Origin of the sequence: Lysinibacillus sp. NPDC093688 (genome assembly GCF_050280145.1) — a bacterium.
Classification (GTDB): domain Bacteria; phylum Bacillota; class Bacilli; order Bacillales_A; family Planococcaceae; genus Lysinibacillus; species Lysinibacillus xylanilyticus_B.
On the sequence record NZ_JBNNUX010000016.1, the window covers coordinates 61041 to 79398 of the forward strand.

The 18358-nt window shown below is 33.9% G+C and carries 21 protein-coding genes and 1 pseudogene; 5 read left to right on the forward strand and 17 right to left on the reverse strand.

Going from position 1 to position 18358, the window contains the following annotated elements:
- Positions 1-234: 234 nt before the first annotated feature.
- Positions 235-744: a MepB family protein gene (locus ACQKN2_RS13975; RefSeq protein WP_427415480.1), complete on the reverse strand. Its 510-nt coding sequence runs from the start codon at positions 742-744 to the stop codon at positions 235-237.
- A gap of 139 nt (positions 745-883) precedes the next feature.
- Here ACQKN2_RS13975 and ACQKN2_RS13980 point away from each other — a divergent pair, with 139 nt between their 5' ends.
- Complete coding sequence (locus ACQKN2_RS13980; RefSeq protein ID WP_427415481.1) at positions 884-1276, forward strand: YkvA family protein; 393 nt, start codon at positions 884-886, stop codon at positions 1274-1276.
- Positions 1277-1814: 538 nt separating this feature from the next.
- On the opposite strand, the gene ACQKN2_RS13985 is transcribed toward ACQKN2_RS13980, so the two are convergent.
- Positions 1815-2555: a hypothetical protein gene (locus ACQKN2_RS13985; RefSeq protein WP_427415482.1), complete on the reverse strand. Its 741-nt coding sequence runs from the start codon at positions 2553-2555 to the stop codon at positions 1815-1817.
- 253 nt (positions 2556-2808) lie between these two features.
- Here ACQKN2_RS13985 and ACQKN2_RS13990 point away from each other — a divergent pair, with 253 nt between their 5' ends.
- Entirely contained in the window at positions 2809-3228 is a 420-nt protein-coding gene (locus tag ACQKN2_RS13990) for an HXXEE domain-containing protein (protein WP_427415483.1), read from the forward strand.
- 353 nt (positions 3229-3581) lie between these two features.
- Here the strand turns inward: ACQKN2_RS13990 and ACQKN2_RS13995 are convergent.
- The 6 genes and pseudogenes from ACQKN2_RS13995 to ACQKN2_RS14020 form a co-directional block, all read right to left on the reverse strand.
- Positions 3582-3801: pseudogene (locus tag ACQKN2_RS13995) on the reverse strand (hypothetical protein).
- Between the two features lie 473 nt (positions 3802-4274).
- Entirely contained in the window at positions 4275-5096 is an 822-nt protein-coding gene (locus ACQKN2_RS14000) for a phosphoenolpyruvate hydrolase family protein (RefSeq protein ID WP_427415484.1), read from the reverse strand.
- The gene (locus ACQKN2_RS14005; RefSeq protein WP_427415485.1) at positions 5062-6321 is read right to left on the reverse strand and encodes a Tm-1-like ATP-binding domain-containing protein; all 1260 of its coding nucleotides are present in this window, start codon (positions 6319-6321) and stop codon (positions 5062-5064) included. Before ACQKN2_RS14005 ends, ACQKN2_RS14000 begins: the two co-directional genes overlap by 35 nt.
- Positions 6322-6730: 409 nt before the next feature.
- Positions 6731-7945, reverse strand: coding sequence for a phosphoenolpyruvate hydrolase family protein (locus ACQKN2_RS14010; protein ID WP_427415486.1), 1215 nt, complete (start codon positions 7943-7945; stop codon positions 6731-6733).
- Positions 7946-8098: 153 nt separating this feature from the next.
- Entirely contained in the window at positions 8099-8668 is a 570-nt protein-coding gene (locus ACQKN2_RS14015) for a histidine phosphatase family protein (protein ID WP_427415487.1), read from the reverse strand.
- Between the two features lie 96 nt (positions 8669-8764).
- Positions 8765-9250 carry an Lrp/AsnC family transcriptional regulator gene (locus tag ACQKN2_RS14020; RefSeq protein WP_427415488.1) on the reverse strand — a complete coding sequence of 162 codons (486 nt, stop codon included), beginning with the start codon at positions 9248-9250 and terminating at the stop codon, positions 8765-8767.
- A gap of 234 nt (positions 9251-9484) precedes the next feature.
- Between ACQKN2_RS14020 and ACQKN2_RS14025 the strand changes: the two genes are divergently transcribed.
- Complete coding sequence (locus ACQKN2_RS14025; RefSeq protein ID WP_427415532.1) at positions 9485-10390, forward strand: DMT family transporter; 906 nt, start codon at positions 9485-9487, stop codon at positions 10388-10390.
- A 101-nt stretch (positions 10391-10491) separates the two neighbouring features.
- Here the strand turns inward: ACQKN2_RS14025 and ACQKN2_RS14030 are convergent, their stop codons facing one another.
- A complete protein-coding gene (locus ACQKN2_RS14030) occupies positions 10492-10662 on the reverse strand; it encodes a hypothetical protein (RefSeq protein ID WP_427415489.1) in 171 nt (56 codons plus the stop codon).
- A 357-nt stretch (positions 10663-11019) separates the two neighbouring features.
- Between ACQKN2_RS14030 and ACQKN2_RS14035 the strand changes: the two genes are divergently transcribed.
- On the forward strand, positions 11020-11478 hold the full coding sequence (locus ACQKN2_RS14035; RefSeq protein ID WP_427415490.1) for a putative iron-sulfur cluster-binding metallochaperone: 459 nt from the start codon (positions 11020-11022) through the stop codon (positions 11476-11478).
- A 104-nt stretch (positions 11479-11582) separates the two neighbouring features.
- On the opposite strand, the gene ACQKN2_RS14040 is transcribed toward ACQKN2_RS14035, so the two are convergent.
- The 6 genes from ACQKN2_RS14040 to ACQKN2_RS14065 are packed head-to-tail and all read right to left on the reverse strand — an operon-like array spanning position 11583 to position 15271.
- Entirely contained in the window at positions 11583-12182 is a 600-nt protein-coding gene (locus ACQKN2_RS14040; RefSeq protein ID WP_427415491.1) for a DJ-1/PfpI family protein, read from the reverse strand.
- A 52-nt stretch (positions 12183-12234) separates the two neighbouring features.
- On the reverse strand, positions 12235-12429 hold the full coding sequence (locus tag ACQKN2_RS14045; RefSeq protein WP_427415492.1) for a WYL domain-containing protein: 195 nt from the start codon (positions 12427-12429) through the stop codon (positions 12235-12237).
- A gap of 40 nt (positions 12430-12469) precedes the next feature.
- Complete coding sequence (locus tag ACQKN2_RS14050) at positions 12470-13000, reverse strand: helix-turn-helix transcriptional regulator (RefSeq protein ID WP_427415493.1); 531 nt, start codon at positions 12998-13000, stop codon at positions 12470-12472.
- A 47-nt stretch (positions 13001-13047) separates the two neighbouring features.
- Positions 13048-13173 carry a helix-turn-helix transcriptional regulator gene (locus ACQKN2_RS14055; RefSeq protein ID WP_427415494.1) on the reverse strand — a complete coding sequence of 42 codons (126 nt, stop codon included), beginning with the start codon at positions 13171-13173 and terminating at the stop codon, positions 13048-13050.
- A 42-nt stretch (positions 13174-13215) separates the two neighbouring features.
- A complete protein-coding gene (locus ACQKN2_RS14060) occupies positions 13216-13842 on the reverse strand; it encodes a DUF3267 domain-containing protein (RefSeq protein WP_427415495.1) in 627 nt (208 codons plus the stop codon).
- A 19-nt stretch (positions 13843-13861) separates the two neighbouring features.
- Positions 13862-15271 carry a PLP-dependent aminotransferase family protein gene (locus ACQKN2_RS14065; protein WP_427415496.1) on the reverse strand — a complete coding sequence of 470 codons (1410 nt, stop codon included), beginning with the start codon at positions 15269-15271 and terminating at the stop codon, positions 13862-13864.
- Positions 15272-15717: 446 nt separating this feature from the next.
- Here ACQKN2_RS14065 and ACQKN2_RS14070 point away from each other — a divergent pair, with 446 nt between their 5' ends.
- Positions 15718-16629 (forward strand): DMT family transporter, encoded by a 912-nt coding sequence (locus ACQKN2_RS14070; RefSeq protein ID WP_427415497.1) that lies wholly within the window; start codon positions 15718-15720, stop codon positions 16627-16629.
- A 143-nt stretch (positions 16630-16772) separates the two neighbouring features.
- Here ACQKN2_RS14070 and ACQKN2_RS14075 read toward each other — a convergent pair whose 3' ends face one another.
- A complete protein-coding gene (locus ACQKN2_RS14075) occupies positions 16773-17195 on the reverse strand; it encodes a hypothetical protein (RefSeq protein ID WP_427415498.1) in 423 nt (140 codons plus the stop codon).
- A 9-nt stretch (positions 17196-17204) separates the two neighbouring features.
- Positions 17205-17861: a hypothetical protein gene (locus ACQKN2_RS14080; RefSeq protein WP_427415499.1), complete on the reverse strand. Its 657-nt coding sequence runs from the start codon at positions 17859-17861 to the stop codon at positions 17205-17207.
- Positions 17862-18358 lie beyond the last annotated feature (497 nt).

The window sequence follows — 18358 nt, forward strand, 5'->3', positions numbered from 1 at the left end:
TTTAGGGATCCATACTTGAACAATTTCTGGTCATACAAATGGTCATTAAACCCGAATGACCATTACGTTTTAAAATCTCCTTTACTATCAACATAAGGGTTTATCTGTATTAATCACAAAAACTTAGCGCTGCATTATAGCAACGCTTTTCTTAATGTTGCTGCACTTTTTCTTTCAATTACTCCACAAAGTGTACAGTTCATATTTGAATGCCACAGTTAAAGCGATCTAATATTAGTTGGAGTATAATTTTAATAGCTCGAGTATTGGTAAACTATTAGTATCGTTTACATTAAAAAAATATGGTAATTGCCACTTTTGTGTTGCTTTCGCTTGTTTGCTAGTGGGAGTATCCCAACTAGGATAAACTCTAATTGCCATTTTCCCCTTTGTATTAGCAGTTTTAAGGATGTTTTGTTTTAAAAGAACCTCTTTTGGAAAAACGAATTGGCCAAAATCACCATTATGATGAAAAGTGTTTATTACCAATAAATCAGTGGCATTGTCATATGAAAATGCTTGATTTTTATTAGCTTCATCCTTTTCCCAAAAGGAAACAAACTGTCCTATTTTGGTAGGTGTTGTTTTTGCGACTCTAAATCTAATCGATTTAGAATTTAACTGAAATACCCCGCCGCCATAATCTGAATTTTGATTTTCTTCATGGATGTTTTTTATAGTTAAATGATTTGGTTCATAAAGTAATTCATTAACATATGTTAACGTCTTATTAAATTTATTCACAGTTATTCTCCTTATCTCATACTACGATATACTAGTATACCATCCGCCAACTTATCACTGTAATTGTTCGGTAAGTATTTCTATTCCCCGATTCATTTTTATAATTTATACTTTCTAGGAATGAGGGAATATTTTTTCAATGAGAAGCAATTTACTATCAAAGTTTAAAGCCTTTGCCAAAAAATTAAAACAAAATTTATTTGTACTTTACTTGTCTTATAAAGACCCAAGAACTCCATGGTATGCAAAGCTTGTAGCAATTCTTGTAGTTGCTTATGTTTTTAGCCCGATAGATTTAATTCCAGATTTTATTCCTATTCTAGGGTTTTTTGATGATTTGATAATTGTACCTTTAGGAATTATATTAGCTTTAAAATTAATTCCGCCACATGTGATTGAGGATCACAAAGAAACTGCTGAAGAGTTAAAACAATGTGAAAAGCCAAAAAATTGGTTTGTTGGCATTCTTTTTATAATTGTTTGGGTTATCTTTGGAGTTTGGATTAGTAAAATTATTATTCATCATATTTAACGTACTGTTCAGCAAAATTCACTCTTCCTTGCTGAACAATATCTTTCAACTATTTACTTCCCCTCTGCATAATTACTACTTTGTTCAAATTCTTTCCAATCTCTTTAACTAGTAATAGGCTTGCATTTTATAGTTGCTTTACGTTTCGTGATCTAACTAACCTTTAAGTTTAGTAGGTGTATCCCAAAATCATCAATCCAAATAGTAGGAGGTATTAGAATGACTCTTAAGATTGTTAAAACTTTTTTATCTATCCTTATTGTGTTCTTGTATTATTTGGGCTTGTGGTCAGCTAACTCTACTATAAAAATTGTGTTATTCTTTATTATGATTCTCTTTATTTATGAATTAGGTGTTGAAACTGGTAAAAAGCAAAAGAACAGGATCTAACAAGAAAATTTTGCAGAGTTCTTTCGATTAATCCCAATCCCCGTTTCGTTTCATCACTTCTACAACCTTACTGATCCATGATGTTATTAAAATAGTTCACTTATATTGAACAGTCCTTTCAAATTTAGAAAGGACTGTTTTTATTTCATTAAGGCAAATTAAATCGAATAGTTGCAGATACACCGTTTGATAAAGAGCTACCTGAAGTTGTTATTTCTACAGATAGAAGAGTGCAACTATTTATTGGGAAATTTGACGTTGTAGTTGCACAGCAATTTGGTGAGGTAGATGTACTTGGTCCTGTAATAGTTGCTATAATACCCGTAGCTATCGGGGCAGTAAAACCACAATTTGTGCTTAAATATATTTGTGCAGATGCAATATCTCCAGCAGTTAAATTATGATCTCGTATATTAAGAGTTAAACTTGTTATAACTGCATTTTGAGGAACTACAAATGTATTTTTAATGAATGAAGCTGAGGAACTCCCAATCCCAATAAAATCATTGTTTGCAATTGATTGATCCGAACTTAGGAAAACTTCCATTCGTCCTGGACCATTCGTACCTGTTGGACCAGTAGTGCCGGTTACTCCTGTTGAACCTGTTATTCCTTGAACTCCCGTTGATCCTGTTGTGCCTGTTATTCCTTGAACTCCCGTTGAGCCTGTCACTCCTGTTGCACCTGTTATTCCTTGAACTCCCGTTGGACCTGTTGCTCCTGTTGCTCCAATTCTCCCCTCTATTATTTGCAAGCCGTTTGAATCCGTCTCTACTACTAACCCTGGGAGACCTGTCGAACCAGGTAATCCTGTTTTTCCTTGATAACCTATCTCTCCACTGGCACCTGTTTCTCCACTTAACCCTCTTTGAAAGTTACTAAATCTCATTTGATCACCCCTTCCCCTTTTTTCATAATATTTTTATTAGAATTTATGAAATAGACATAGCACTAAGTTATATGACTTAAAAATCATATCTTTTCATCTTCCCCATATTGTTTAGAATGAGCTATCTAAGAAAAATTGTACATTCACTCATCACAATAAATCGTTTAATTCAAACGTATCCTTGAACATTTCTTGCAATTAATGCTAATGTAAAAGTACACATTATTTATTTCAATTATGGAGGATACTTCGAATGTTTCAGATTGAATTACATAACGCACTATGGCTTTTCGTTATTGTTTTTATGCTTCATGATTTTGAAGAAATAATAACTGTTGAAAACTGGTCTCAGAAAACAAATTATCTAGTTAAAAACACTAATAATAATTTGAAACTACTAATTTGGAAGTTTTGGAATATCAATTCACATTCATTTGCTAAAAGAGATGTATTTATTTTTCTAGCAACTTCAAGTATTGTATTTTTAAAAGTTCAATTTATAGATAATAATTGGACAGCAGTATTATTTATATCTTTTTTATGTTTCGTTCTCTTTCATAATCTTGTGCACATCATACAAACAATTATTTTAAAGACATATACTCCTGGTCTTTATTCAGCTGTTTTTCTTGTTACCCCTTATACGGTCTATCTTTTAAACAGGTTAATTTAATTCATCTAGATAACAAACTATGTACTGTAGGTGATTTACCAGTTCTACGGTATTTCCATCTAACCTTACTGCACATTTTCTTTCAAATCTTCACTTACCTGTGTAAATGAATAATTCGTTCAAGTTCTTTTCGATTCTAACTACTATATGTTTGATCCCCTTTGCCCAAAGCTTTTTTATGAAAGAAAGATCTATACAAAACATTACAAGGTGAATAAAAAAAATGACCAGTATCTCATTTATTAAGAGAGTCCTGGTCATTTTGTATAGGGTCAATCCATTTTTCTATAATCCAATTACGTCTAAATAGTAGAGCGACATCACGTTATAAAACTTCGAAGTAAAGTCTTAGATTACTTTCTTTTATTTTTTCCAAGTTTCTCGTTTCCACGTTTAAAATTCCCTGTAATTTTAGCTAACAATAACGATTCTTGCGATAAGACGCTCGGCCTCTCTTTCTTTTACAATTTTAATCTGTTTACCCTCGTAATCTATTACTACCGTTCCTTTTTTCGTTATATGATAAGCAAATGGTTCATCGCTTAATCTGTTGCGTTTATCAATTTCACTCACTACACCATCTCCCTAATTCTTTTAGTTTCAAATATTATATTCAAAAAAATCTGGTGGTTCACTTGTTCTCTTTTTCTTCTCAATATGTATGTTTTAATTGCAAACCATTAAAGGTTAACTCAAACTGATTTGTAGTGTAGATAAACAACGCGGTTTTTCGGCGGGTTTGAACACCCGCTGAAAAGTAACTTATATTCCCATTCATCTCATTACCTATAGAGGTGGTAGCATCTGACGCTTTGCTTTCGCTACTAACTGGTGGTTTGGTCTGCTCCTTGAAAGTTGGGGTTCTGACCCTTGCTAAAATTTACTGAAAAGTCTATCAACCTCCCATTCCTGCACTACCGCTTACAGTTCTCTTATTCTTTCTGAACCCCGTATAGAAAAAGGTTTCCATAGAAAACAAAAAAGTCACTCATTTTTACTTATGAGTGACTCAGGTAATCGTAATAGAAAACATATTTAAAAGCTAATTATTTTATGCTCTTGAAAGCTTCAGTTTGCTCCTTAATTCCTTTTTCTGCAGCAAATCTTTCAATACTTGAAGCACCAAAGAATCCAACAATTCCATCTACTCTTTCAATAATATAAGCAGCATCTTCTGGTTCTGCAATTGGACCTCCATGGCAAATTGCTAATATATCAGGATTTATAGATTTACCCGCATTAATAATTTTTTGGATTCGATCGACACAGTCATCTAAAGTTAATGCAGTTTGTGCACCAATCGTTCCTTTTGTTGTTAATCCCATATGGGCCACTAAAATATCTGCACCCGCTTCAGCCATTTTCTTTGCTTGCTCTTCATCGAAGACATATGGAGTAGTTAGTAAATCTAATTCATGTGCCTTTCTAATCATATCTACTTCTAAATCATAGCCCATTCCTGTTTCCTCTAAATTTTGACGGAAAACACCATCAATTAAACCAACTGTAGGAAAGTTTTGAACGCCACTAAATCCTTGATCTTTCAGCTGCTTTAAGAAAACTTCCATTACTTTAAAAGGATCTGTTCCATTAACACCAGCTAGTACTGGAGTATCCTTTACAACTGGTAATACCTCATTACCCATCTCAACTACAATTTGATTGGCATCACCATAAGATAATAATCCAGCTAGGGAACCACGTCCAGCCATTCTATAACGCCCCGAATTGTAGACAATTAACATGTCCGCTCCACCGGCTTCACTACTTTTAGCTGTAATTCCTGTGCCAGCACCAACACCTAGAAGAATATTTCCTTTAATGACTTCTTCTTTAAAACGTTTCAATATTTCTTTTCTCTGCAACATGATTGTTTTCCCTCTCCTTATTTTCTATTAATTCAATCAATTTTTCCGCTGCGGCTAGTGCAAACTCCTCACTATTTATGTCCGCATTGATTTCAATCATTTCCACTTTACTTTGGTCAAGATTCTCTCTTAATGTATCAAATAACATTCGATCTTCCTCCAAACCGTAGAAAGGCTGCCCTTCAACATCAAGACCTGAGAGCCCTTTTAGCGGTAAAAATAATGCTGTATATCCATTAGCTAAAGCTAATTTTTCTGCAATTACTTCACCTATTTGCTTGTTCTCTTCAACCGATGTCCGCATTAAAGTAACTGTTGGATTATGCTTATAAAATTTTCGTCCTTTAAATTTATCAGGGACAGAATCAAATGGACCAAAGTTAACCATGTCTATTGCACCCACTGATACAACTTGAGGAATTTGTTTTTTGGAGGCTGCCTCTAAACGATGCGGTCCCGCTTTCAAGACACCTCCAATTAACTCATCAGCCCATTCAGTAGTCGTTATGTCTAGGACACCATCTATAAATCCATTTGCTATTAAATTCTCCATTGTACGACCGCCAACACCTGTTGCATGGAAAATTAATACCTCGTATCCCCTAGCTTCAAAGAAATCTTTAGCCTGATTAATACAAGGTGTTGTCAGACCAAACATAGTTGCAGCAATAAGTGGTTTCTTTTTTACGATCGTTTTATTGTCAAAGTTGAGCATACCTGCAATTGCAAATACTGCATTTGTAAATATTTTAGTCGAAATTATATTTAAACCAGCAACGTCTACTACTGAAGGAATCATAATGATGTCACTAGTACCTACATACGGCTCTGTATTACCAGAAGCGACAGTTGAAACCATTACTTTAGGAACACCAATGGGTAATGCCCTCATACCAGTTGTTACAATAGATGACCCTCCAGTACCTCCAAAGGACAATACGCCGTCGAATTTACCTTCTTCATACAATTTCGGCAAAAGCACTTTCATCCCTTTTGCAAGAACTGCGGTTGCATTTGCTCGGTCTTTTTTTGCTGCAATTTCTTGTATATCTTCTCTGGCTGCAGCCGCTACTTCAGCATTTGATACGTCAGGCTCAAATGCTGGATTAAAAACACCAGTATGAATCGTAAAAGTATTGAAACCTAACGATTCAATCAACTCTTTTACATATAAATATTCTTTTCCTTTTGAATCAAATGTTCCAGCCAAAGCAATTGTTTTCATATCAACTTTCTCCCTTCTTGATCTTTAAATCGTCAAAATAATCATATAAGAAAGCGATTACATTTATTACTCCATTCCATAATAACGTTTTCTTTTGGGAGAGTTAATGTGTTTTTGTTCTATAAAATTGTCTCTTTGTTATTTTATCAATTATGCCTTGGCATAATTGCGTCTGGAATCGGCTTTATGCTTAGGCCTGCACGACGCAGGTCAGTTAGCCGTTATCGCATGGATGCGATGATTTTAGGCTAACATCCCCTAAGAACTCCTTTCCAATTCCATGACATCCGCCGGAGGCTTTAATTTCTTTCAGCAAGTGTTTGGACACCCGCTGAAAAGTAGATTAAATCCGCATTCGTCTCACCACCTATAGCGGTGGGAGACTTCTGTAGCTGACGCTTTGCTTTCGCTACAAAAGAGGTTTGCTGAAAGAAGTTAAATAGTTTTTAGGTGACACGCCTTTATATTTTTTAAATATTTTACTAAATTGAGTATAATCCGGATAACCTACCATTTCGGCAATATTGTTCAGCGGTATTTTTTCCAATCTCAGTATTTCGATTGCGCGATTAAGCCGAAAGTTAATAAGATATTCAGTAAATGAAATACCCATCTCTTTTTTAAATAATGTGCTTAAATAAGAGCGAGACAAATTTACTATTTCCGCCACCTCATTCAACGAAATTTCGTCCATATAATGTAAGCTGATATACTTCTTTGTAAAATTAATATAATCATCTTGGCTTCCTAAACCATCAGTAATTTTACTAATTAATTCATCTAACTGAAAATCGTTCGTTTGCTTAAATGATTTCGTAATATGTATGAGCGTTTGTTCATTTGGAATCCTTTCAAAAACAGAACCTCCGATGTAACCCATAATAGAAGTATCATCGTACATATACTGAACATCTATTGGTTTATTAACCGGACCTCCATAAATCATGTTAATAATGTTTGGATTCAGTTCATTACATCTATTAAAAATAGTATGCGCCATCCTTTTGGCCGCCTGTAAAGATAAAATCTTTTTAGCGCCTAGTGATCCACCATTCGTTAAACCTAAGTGAACACAAATAATATCTGCACCCGCTTCTACCATACTTATCGCTTGCTCCTCGTTAAATACAAAAGCTACAGTAAACAAACCTTTTTCACTAGCGATACGAATAGCTTCTATCTCTTTTTTATATGTAATCCCTTGTTCCTCTAAAGCTTCTCTAAAAAGCCCATCTACCAGACCAATACTTGGATAATTATTGATGCCTGCAAATCCCTTTTTCTGAATTAAATCGATATAGCTATCTAATTCAATTGTTGGATCTGTTGCACATAAACCAAAACAAACAGGAATTTTTTTTATCATAGGAACGATCTCTTTACATGCAAAATCCATAACAACTTCATTACTATTTGCATATGGTAAGAAACCAGCTAATGAACTTACACCCATTAATCTGAATCTTCCTGAATTTAGAGCTAAAATAAAATCAGCGCCACCTTGTTCTGCGTATTTAGCTGTCATTCCAGAACCTGCAGCAACGCCTAAAATATATCTATTTTTATTAATTTGTTTATGAATATTATTTATAATTTCATACTTCTTATTTAGTTTGTCCTCCATATAATCTACACCTCTACTAATCCATTGTTTAGTTTTCAGTTATTTAATCAATTTACTCTTTTAGTGTAATGTACATTATCACTTATACCAAAGCTATAAATGTCTATTAGTCTCTACAGATTAAGGTGAATTACATCTTTAAAAACACTCTTCTCAAATCTCCCATAATCTTTCTACATCGACCAATTCTTGCCCATTGAATTCCATTCTGTATATGTCGGGCTTTGTTGTATGTAATAAAAAGTTCAAATCGAATTTACTATCATAAAACCCCATCATTAAAGTCATTATAGCCCCATGTGTGCCAATTACTACTTTCTGTCCTTGATAGGTGTTTATTATTTCTTTTAATACTTTTATAGCACGTTTCTGGCAGTCAGCATTTGACTCGCCTCCCTCTAAAGCATAGGTTGGATCAGAAAATGACTTTTGTAATAAAGGGAATAATTCCTTGTCAGAGATTCGCTTATCTCCAGCAATAAATATTTGCTCTTTTAGATCTTCAAATACAGTTACCTCTTTTTCTATTTGATTAGCTACTTGCTGAACAGTTAGGATTGAACGACTATACGGGCTTGAAATAACAGTCTCAACCCCTTCTTTTTGTAGAAAATCAGTTATTCTTTGAGCATCTAATCTACCTTTTTCAGTCAATTCTCTCGTTCTCTCATTTCCGTCTTTTGGTGAATCTCCATGACGTACCATATATATAAATGTTTTCATAATGCCTCCTATAATTTTCATACTTTCTATGCTAGAGTTTTTGACCTAAACTATTTTTGTGACGAAGCTAATAATCGATATTGTTCTGAAGAACTTCTACTGTTTATCTTCTGATATCGGTAAGACTGTAGAATATTTAATTTCCCTTAAAGATAAGTTAGTTTGAATACGGGATATGCCCATTCTATTTAATTTTCTAATAAAGCTATCTAATTCTTTTCGATCTCTAATAATGACCTTTAAAAGATAATCATACTCTCCTGTTAAACAATGGCATTCTAATATTTCGGTCATTGTTTTCAAGGTATTTTCCAAAGCTTCTAATTCCTTAGCTTGATGAATATTGGTACTCATGAAAACATAGCACAGTAAATCAAATCCCAGTTTCTCAGGATTTAAAATCGCAACTTGTTTGTCAATAAATCCTTCACTTTCTAAACGTTTTATCCTTGTGTGGGTTGCCGGCGGAGACAAATTAACACGTCTCGCTATCTCTGCATTACTTATCTGAACCTCTCTCTGCAAAATATCTAGTATTTGAGTATCAACACGATCTAATAATTTTCTTTCAACATCTCTCATGCAATTTTCTCTCCTTTTATTATTCGAAATTATAGCCACATCCGACAGCTATTATTAATTTTATTCTGTAAATCTTTATTTTTCTTTCTATTGTTTTGATTTTCAGTAACCTCACAAAATATTATACTGCGAAAAACGTAAAAGTGTTATGATTCTTTTATTAAATGTAACTTGATTGTACGTAAAGACAATCAAAGGAGAGATAGTGATTTGACGAATGTATATGTTTTATTAATGCTTTTAACTAGTTTACTTTGGGGAGGCAATTTTGTAGTGGCCAAATCTCTTGTTGACCATGCTTCTCCATTAACATTGACGAGCTTAAGGTGGCTCATTGCCATTGCGGCCCTTCTTCCAATGGTGTGGTGGAAAGAGAAAAAACTGTTTCCCTCTCGAGCTGCCCTTCTCCCTCTATTTTTAATGGGCATTACAGGCGTAGTATTGTTCAATATCTTTCAATTTTTAGCATTAGAAAGAACTACGTCGACGAATGTTGGTCTCATTTCAACATTAAATACAATTTCCATTGCGTTTTTTTCATTTGTTTTTCTAAAAGAAAAAATGAATAAACTTCAAGCACTTACAATGCTATTTTCGTTGTTTGGTGTTCTTCTCGTACTATCAAAGGGGAATATCACTTTCTTATTGTCTTTTCATTTTAATTTGGGTGATTTATGGATGATTGCAGCTGTATGTGTATGGGGAATTTATTCCGTTTGTAGTAAATGGGCATTAAAAACTACTTCGCCTCTAATGTCTACTTTGTATTCAGGAATATTCGGACTTCTTGTACTATTGCCGTTTAACGTTAAGGATTTTACCATTTCCAATGTTAATCATTCATTTATTCTATCGCTTTTATATACAGGGCTTATCTCCACTGTAGTTTGTATGGTACTTTGGAGCATTGGTATTCAAAAATTAGGGGCTACAACATCCGGTGTTTTCCTTAATTTTAACCCGATTTTCACGGCACTTTTAGCGTTTTTGTTTTTAGGAGAAAGCATCTCTTGGACTCAAGGGATTGGAGGAATGATTGTTATTATAGGTTGTTATTTATTTTCACATTTTAAGACAAAAACAACATATATCAAATATGCCTCGGCAGAATTGCGTCCGGAATCGGCTGAAAGAAGTTAAATACGTCCCTTTCAAATTAAGAAATTGTATTTTTATCTAAAGCATTAAAAATAGCTTCAAATAAAAAAATGTCAACAAAATGTGCTGACACTCTACAGAAATTAAAGTGAATTATATTTTTTCACTTCTAAAGGAATAGATAGTACATATAAATCTACAGCATATGTAGTAATCGTAATCCCTTTACCTTCTTCAGTAAATTTTGCTTGAAGAAAACGTTCCGATACTTTTCTTTTCCCCCACCTTTTAGGGAACCATTCAAATCCTAACATAAAATTTATCACCTTTTAGTATTTTCTTTTATAAGACCAAGACGACAATTTGAACTGCATACCAGTTAGTACGAACTAACAATTGGGATGCAGTTCATTTTATGAGCACCTAAAAAAGTTCTCATGTTTTTTTGAATTAATTTCATTTTAATATAATGTTTAATAATTTTCAAAAAAGCTTTTAGCCCTTAATCATTTTATGAATGTTCACTGTCTTGTTGATAATAAAGCAATCCCTTCCCCCTTTTGCCTTAGTACATGGTTTATACTTTATAGAAGATTTATTATGAGTCCTTACCAATGTTCTACTACTGAAAATTTAGCGGTAGAAAATAAATTGTACGAGGTGAATCAAAGTTGGGAAATTGTTGTAGTACCCCCCCAAAAAATAGTAATGAAAACACGATTATTTGTCCTTCTTGCAAAAATAAAGCTAAAAACATACAGCTAATAACAATTAAATCCATGATGAAACCATCTGTATTAGGATCAATAAATGCTATGGAAAATCACTATTTTTGTTCTACTAAAGATTGTCATGTCGTTTATTTTGATACGAATAATAAGGAGTACTCACTAACTGATATAAAGGTAACTGTACATCAAAAGGATGACTCTTTAAGCACACCGGTTTGTTATTGTTTTGATTGGACTAAAGACAAAATAAAACACTATGTAGAAAATGAACTCACTCCTAATCCGTTAGAACATATTCGTGCAAACATAAAAGAAAACCGTTGTGGCTGCGAAGTAAACAATCCTCAAGGTAGTTGTTGCTTAGGGAATGTTACGAAATATATTAAAGGTCTAGCCTAAATAGGAATAAAAAGGGGTCCTAAAATCCTGGTAAAACAGGAGTTTTAGGACCATTTTATTGTTAGTAAAATTGGTAAGCGCGATATGCAAAAAAACTATAAATATTATTTTTCATAAAAACCATTTTTATTGAAATCATACCATTTTTGAATCTTCTCTTCTGAATGTACTTGCAGATGATTCATAATTTCTTTTGCAAATTCTAATGTAGCAGTCCCGTTTGCTGTTATGAAATCATCAATGTTGACACATTGCTTTTCTATATAAAACTTACTTCCACTATAATTTGGACAACTGTTTACAATAAATTCATGAGAGTTGCCAGTATGCTCTACTTTATTCAAATAACCATTGTAAGCTAAATATGTAGTTGCATCACATATTGCTGAAATTAACACAGTATTACGTTGGCAATAATCAACTAATTTTTTCACTTCAGATAATTCATAGTTATTTTCTTTCCATATCGTCCCCCCACATAATAAAAGCATATGTAAGTTATTATTGTTCCTCTTTAAGTAACCCTCGATTGAATAGTCCGGAAAAATTTTTAGCCCTCCCATGGAGCATACTGTTTCCTTCGTTAAGGCTACCGTAACAATTTTAAAATTCCCTTCTGAATTATTTAATTCGGGACAAATAAACCCTAATTCCCAGTCGGCATAACCATCGGATATAAATACTGCTATTTCTCTTGTCATCATGAATGATCCCCCTTTTTCAAAAGAATAACAAAAGAAAGTTGACATAAACCTGTCAACTTTCATAAAGACTACTTATTTTTTTAATGGTGTTTTTTACATCTTCCACAAGAAATGGCGGTTCGAGCACTTTCACTTTGTCTTTTAAATGAATGACAAAATCAATAACCCATGCTATATCGGAAGTTTGAAATGTTATTGTTGATCTGTTGGAATGAAATTGAAATTTTTGAACCCCGATCGTATCCATTAAAAAAGCTTCATCATCCTGTTGATATTGCAGTACAACATCAAACAAATGGTAAAATGGTGATTTTCATTTTCCTTGAAATAGTTATTCTCAAAAAAGGCATTGAATCTGAAATTTCGTATTCTCGAGCAGTGAACGGTTTATTCATAATATGATAAGACAAAATTCGCTTCAGTTTAAATAAACGAAACTGGTTTCTTTCCAAACAAAAAGCGTATAAGTACCATGAAGAGTATTTAAATAGTAGTTTATATGGTTCAACCGTTCTTTTGCTATAGCCAGACTTTGATTGATATTCAATTGCCATTAATAAATGTGCTCTAATTGCTTTTCTAAAGTGTATGATGTAATCTTGAAAGCTGTTGTCTGAGAACCATGATGATAAGTCGATGACAATATCGGCATTTTCAAGAATCGTTTGCTCATCTTTTTCCACAATTTTCGTAATAAGATGATGAATATTGTTTTCTGTATTTATACTATTTAGTGCGTCAAGGCCGATTAGAATAGTTTGTAATTCATCAATAGAGAAAAACTTTTTATCAAGTTTGTAGTTGGCTAAAATCCCCAAGCCTCCACCTTGTCCGGGATAACTTACTATAGGAATTCCCGCTAAATTTAGTGATCAATGTCTCGATAAATAGTTCTTTTCGACACTTCAAGTTTTTCTGCCAGTTCTTGTGCTGTGAGTTTCTGATGATGAACTAATAAATTTAAAATACTAAACATTCGGGTCGATTTCATTTCCTCTTCCTCTTTCATATGTTTCTATAACGGTATTATTCTTTACCCTATTTGTTCAGTCTGCGTTTTTTTCCAATAAGTGTTTGGTCCATTACATGTTAAAGTGGCATGTTTCGGTACCTGTTTCATTATAAGAAGAAGATTTAGTAAATCAACTGACGATCCCATTGCGTTTAGTATGACCAAGAACTTTAATGTCGTCGTTAATAGTCCAAATACACTTAAAATTAGTGGCAAAATTATTGAAAGTATTATAAAAGGAGCAACCGTAATGAATATATATCTTGATTTTGAAATCTCTTCTTCCGTAATTACAAATGCACCGAACAGAGTAAGCCCTACAGAAGTTTTTTCTGATTTCATAAAATTAGGAATGAATATCAAATGTAGTAATTCATGAATGCTCATTAGTAAGACTAGCCACAAAATAATACTAAAGTTAATGGTTATAGTTATTGCACCAGATGAAAATCCAAAATCACTCAAAAAAATACTGGAGAAAATATTTATTATCCCAATAGAAATCATTGAAGCGATCATCATTAATGGGATCGATAACAATATAGCACTTATTAAATTCTTTGGTTCTTTCATCGGAATCCAGCCATTTTTAATTAAATCTACATGTAAATTTGGGTTCCTTTTCGGCAATTTGTTTAGTATTTTCATTTAACCCCTCCATTACAATCTATTGATTTTTAATAATTTCACTTAATTGGTATATGCCTTCTTTAATTTCATCGAGTGAAGCATACCCGTAGGAGATTCGTATAAACAACCCTGACTTTTCAGCATAAATACTTCCTGGATTAAGAAGGATATTGCATGATAATGCTTTCTCAAATAGCCTTTTCACTTTAAATTCAGGCTTTATTTTAACCCATATGAACAATCCACCTTTCGGGATGTCCCACGTAGCGTAAGGACTCAAATATTTATCCAGTGCATCTAACGCAACTTTTCTACGAATTTTAAGTTGTTCTCTTACTTTATCAAGGTGATCATCATATAGATTACTTGATAGCCACTCTGCTGCCACGAGCTGGGAAAGAGTACTTGATCCATAATCGGATTGCATTTTTAAATCTGCTAATCGATTAATGACTGACTCCGAACCGACTACCCACCCAATTCGTAATCCTGGACTAAGGGTTTTGGATAAACTCCCCACATACAATACATTTCCGTAATGGTCCATTGCTTTCAGTGGTTTAGGTGGTGGATTATCGATCCATAAATCACGGTACACATCATCTTCTATTACTGGCAGTTGCTCTCTTTCACAGTATGCAATTAATTTCTGTCGTCTCTCTTCTTGCATTAAGGCGCCTGTTGGATTGTGGAAGGTTGGAATCGTATATAAAATATTCTTTCCTTTTTCTTTTATCGGATAAATTGAATCTATGATAATACCCTCATTGTCCATATCTAATCCTTGCAACTCCATACCCGCAGACTCAAAAACTGTCAATGAGTACAGGTAGGACGGTATTTCTAACAATACCGTTGAACCTCTTTTCAGGAGTCCAATTGAAATTAGATGTAAAGCTTGGAGCGCACCCGAAACGATAAGGATAGACGACGGAGATGCTTGAATTCCTCTTACATTTAAATAGTCACTAATGGCTTGGCGTAATTTCATATTTCCTTTTGGCTCTTCATAGCCAAAAGTGGTCAATTGATTCGAAACCTTTTGAACAACGGATTTCATCTCTTCTAAAGGGAACATCTCTGGTGATAACTCCCCTTTACTCAATTGAATAAGATTCGCATTCGATTCCGCTTCGTTAATCTCCTGCACCATAGAAACGCTTGGTTTATGCGTTCCTAAAGTGACATTTTCATTCCAATTCGCCGAGGATTTTGCACCCATCAAAGTCCAAGTATTATTGGTGACCAATGTTTCCTTCCCTGCTTTACCTTCAATGAGTCCTTCTGCCATTAGTTCCTCTAGAGCCGTTATAACTGTACTTCGATTAACCTCAAACTGGTTGGCAAGATTACGTTGACTTGGTATGGGACTGCCGATCGCCCACTCCCCTTTTGCAATTTTCTCTTTTATAAAATCAATAATCATTTGATATTTTGGCTTTTTCATATGTACTCCTTATTGTTCAATTATGCCTTGGCATAATTGTGTCCGGAATCGGCTTTGTGCTTAGGCCTGCACGAGGGCCGACACGATGTCGGTCATTTCGGTAATGCCACAGGACGTGTCGTTTTTACCGATGCAGGTCAGTTAGCCGTTATCGCATGGATGCGATGATTTTAGGCTAACATCCTATATTGAACTCCTTTCCGATTCCGTGACATCCGCCGGAGGCTTTGGGCCAACGTGATGTTGGTCACTCAGTCATTGCCACAGGACGTAGCGTTCTTTGACTGAGTTCCTCTATTTCAGCGGTTGTTTGATACCCGCTGAAATAAGTTAAACTGGTTGGTATTTTTCATTTTAACCTGTTGGAGAAATTTTACCAAAATCCTATTAATATTGAAAACAAGAATTTGATTAGTTGGATTGAGAAAGTAAAACGAGGTGTATTCATGTTAAAAAAATTAGATCTAAAGATTATTTCTGCTCATTTCATAACTATCCTTTTATGGGCATCCGCTTTTCCAGGAATACGAGTGGCATTGACCGCATATTCACCTGAACATATATCACTTTTACGCTTATTAGTCGGCTCATTCGTACTAATCATCATCGCATTTATTACTAAAACTCCTTTACCTGCGCTAACAGATATCCCTATTATTTTATTACTTGGCTTTTTAGGATTCACTGTGTATCAAGTAGCACTAAATTATGGGGAGCAAACGATTAGTGCTGGTGTTGCAAGTTTACTTGTTTCAACGACCCCTATATTCACTGCTTTGTTAGCTGTATTCTTTTATCGTGAGAAGCTTGGATTATGGGGATGGCTTGGATCACTTGTTGGTTTTTGTGGTGTAGCATTTATTTCTGTAGGAGGTTCAACTGAAGACTTTGCTTTTAATACTGGGATTATTCTAGTTTTAGTAGCATCCTTTTCAGAAAGTGTTTACTTTGTTTTTCAACGTCGTTATCTAGAAAAATACGGGGCTCTTCCCTTCACGATGTACGCAATTTGGTCAGGTACTATCTTTATGTTATTATTCTCACCTGGCCTAGGTAAAGCCATTATGGAGGCGCCGTTAAATGCTACATGCGTCACTTTGTATCTTGGCATTTTTCCAACAATCATTCCCTATTTTATGCTAGCCTATGTTACATCACGAACAGGAGCAGCGGAAGCAACAAGTACGCTTTATTTAACCTCTGTTTTCGCATTTCTTATCGCATGGATCTGGCTTGGTGAAGTACCACATTTTTCTGCCATCACAGGTGGTTTGATTACTTTAGTAGGTGTATTTATTGCTAACATAAAGAAGGAAGATATTATGAAAGAAAATACGAATGCTCAAAGTTTAAACTAACTGGCTCGATTGAATAATCAATTTATGCCTCGACATAATTGCGTCCAGAATTTACTAAGTGCTCACATGACAAGTAGTGCTGTTCAATCCATATAAATAGAAAACCGAGTACTCAAATTTTTTTGAGTTAACTCGGCTTCACTTTAGTTTAATTCGTTTTTCACCTGCAAAGCAAACTGTTCAATAGCTTCTCGATTCTGATAGATTGTAATACCAATACCAGAACGAGTACATCTACGTGAATAAAATTCGCCTGCATCTATCCAAAATTGAAACTGATAAATCTTTTCGTCAACTAGCTCGCTATTATTCTCTTGAAGTGAAAATGAAAACGCAGGTTCAGTTGAGTCCCATACACCGACCCTTAAAATTTCATCCCAATTATTTAAAATTAGTATAGTTAAAGTTTCAAGATCGCTCCGTAGAACGGGAAATTTAAAGTCCAATTGATGTTCACCACAATTGAGAATAATCTTTATATGACTTGAAATAGAATCACTTTCTATATTTAATAATTCAAGACTTAATTTAGAAGCACCGTATGATCTATCGAATAAAGTGGCCATTCCTACCTCCTACCATGACCAGTTACTATTAACAAATTTTAAAGCAATCTCACCTGTACTCGGTTTATAAATCGTTGATACCTCTTTTGAATTCCCAATAAAAACTACATTTATATTACTTTCTTTATCATAAACTACTCTAGCTCGTGTAAATCTATCCATATATTTTCTACCATTTACAATCGCATCAGCTACTTGTTTAGATGTAAGTTGACGTTCGTTAGCACGTTGAATTGCATGTACAGAAAATCTGAGAGTAGCTTTCGGAATCTGACTCGCAACTAGTCTAGCACATGTTGCTGCAACAAACCAAACAACGGGAGCAACCCTTGGAGACGTAAAAGTTTGGTCAGATATCTGTGATTCCGTATCAAATGAAGTACGTGCAGTATTAATAGAATCCCAAAAATACTGTTTTTCAACATCAGAAAATGAGTCAAATATTCTTTTTAATACTGGATGCTCATTCAGATAATTTTCAGTATCAAAAATGTATTTATTATATTCCTCTGTATCTAGTTGAGGAGCTAAGAACTCATTTTCGGAAATAAGACTCTCATTATCATCAAAATCTATTGGTTCCATTGCTAATGAAACAGGAGGTAACGCAAAGCTAATAAATAATGTAAATGTTAATATAATACTTATGATTTTTGAATATTTCATAGTAGTATCCTTTCTCATTTTATTCTTGCTATAGCATTTTCCCCCTCGAGTGATTACTAACATATCATTAGCAACTTTTTTAAGTCAACAGTCGTTCATTCTATTATTCAGTCGTCTATTATACAAAACCGCTATAATACGCAACTTTATCATTTTTTTCGATTTCTTACGATTATTTTGATTATTTTTAAATTTGACTTTTTAGTCATTGTGTATTTTGGGATAAATTCATACTAATCTATCAGGAAAAGAGGCAGCTAAACACAACAATTTGTATAATTCAATGTGAAAATTCTATTTTATTTCAACTTTACCAAGTTTAGTCCCTTTAAAAAAATGATACAAATCAATCATTGCTTTTTTTTGAACATATTTTGATAAAAGCTTCTTCAGATCAGTATACTAATCATTTTAGCTTAATGAATAAAGTAGCAATCAAATGATTTTTCATAGAATTACATGAAAGAAATGACTTACCTAGAGTTGACCAACACGAT

What these genes read in the sequence shown, in the direction of transcription:
- ACQKN2_RS14075 (WP_427415498.1), bottom strand. Translation starts at nt 17,195, where the DNA reads ATGGCCACTTTATTCGATAGATCATACGGTGCTTCTAAATTAAGTCTT.
- ACQKN2_RS14020 (WP_427415488.1), bottom strand. Translation starts at nt 9,250, where the DNA reads ATGAGAGATGTTGAAAGAAAATTATTAGATCGTGTTGATACTCAAATA.
- ACQKN2_RS14005 (WP_427415485.1), bottom strand. Translation starts at nt 6,321, where the DNA reads ATGAAAACAATTGCTTTGGCTGGAACATTTGATTCAAAAGGAAAAGAA.
- ACQKN2_RS13990 (WP_427415483.1), top strand. Translation starts at nt 2,809, where the DNA reads ATGTTTCAGATTGAATTACATAACGCACTATGGCTTTTCGTTATTGTT.
- ACQKN2_RS14070 (WP_427415497.1), top strand. Translation starts at nt 15,718, where the DNA reads ATGTTAAAAAAATTAGATCTAAAGATTATTTCTGCTCATTTCATAACT.
- ACQKN2_RS14055 (WP_427415494.1), bottom strand. Translation starts at nt 13,173, where the DNA reads ATGAAATCGACCCGAATGTTTAGTATTTTAAATTTATTAGTTCATCAT.
- ACQKN2_RS14015 (WP_427415487.1), bottom strand. Translation starts at nt 8,668, where the DNA reads ATGAAAACATTTATATATATGGTACGTCATGGAGATTCACCAAAAGAC.
- ACQKN2_RS14025 (WP_427415532.1), top strand. Translation starts at nt 9,485, where the DNA reads ATGCTTTTAACTAGTTTACTTTGGGGAGGCAATTTTGTAGTGGCCAAA.
- ACQKN2_RS14080 (WP_427415499.1), bottom strand. Translation starts at nt 17,861, where the DNA reads ATGAAATATTCAAAAATCATAAGTATTATATTAACATTTACATTATTT.
- ACQKN2_RS14010 (WP_427415486.1), bottom strand. Translation starts at nt 7,945, where the DNA reads ATGGAGGACAAACTAAATAAGAAGTATGAAATTATAAATAATATTCAT.
- ACQKN2_RS14045 (WP_427415492.1), bottom strand. Translation starts at nt 12,429, where the DNA reads ATGGATACGATCGGGGTTCAAAAATTTCAATTTCATTCCAACAGATCA.
- ACQKN2_RS14065 (WP_427415496.1), bottom strand. Translation starts at nt 15,271, where the DNA reads ATGAAAAAGCCAAAATATCAAATGATTATTGATTTTATAAAAGAGAAA.
- ACQKN2_RS13980 (WP_427415481.1), top strand. Translation starts at nt 884, where the DNA reads ATGAGAAGCAATTTACTATCAAAGTTTAAAGCCTTTGCCAAAAAATTA.
- ACQKN2_RS14060 (WP_427415495.1), bottom strand. Translation starts at nt 13,842, where the DNA reads ATGAAAATACTAAACAAATTGCCGAAAAGGAACCCAAATTTACATGTA.
- ACQKN2_RS14040 (WP_427415491.1), bottom strand. Translation starts at nt 12,182, where the DNA reads ATGATGACAAGAGAAATAGCAGTATTTATATCCGATGGTTATGCCGAC.
- ACQKN2_RS14030 (WP_427415489.1), bottom strand. Translation starts at nt 10,662, where the DNA reads ATGTTAGGATTTGAATGGTTCCCTAAAAGGTGGGGGAAAAGAAAAGTA.
- ACQKN2_RS14000 (WP_427415484.1), bottom strand. Translation starts at nt 5,096, where the DNA reads ATGTTGCAGAGAAAAGAAATATTGAAACGTTTTAAAGAAGAAGTCATT.
- ACQKN2_RS13985 (WP_427415482.1), bottom strand. Translation starts at nt 2,555, where the DNA reads ATGAGATTTAGTAACTTTCAAAGAGGGTTAAGTGGAGAAACAGGTGCC.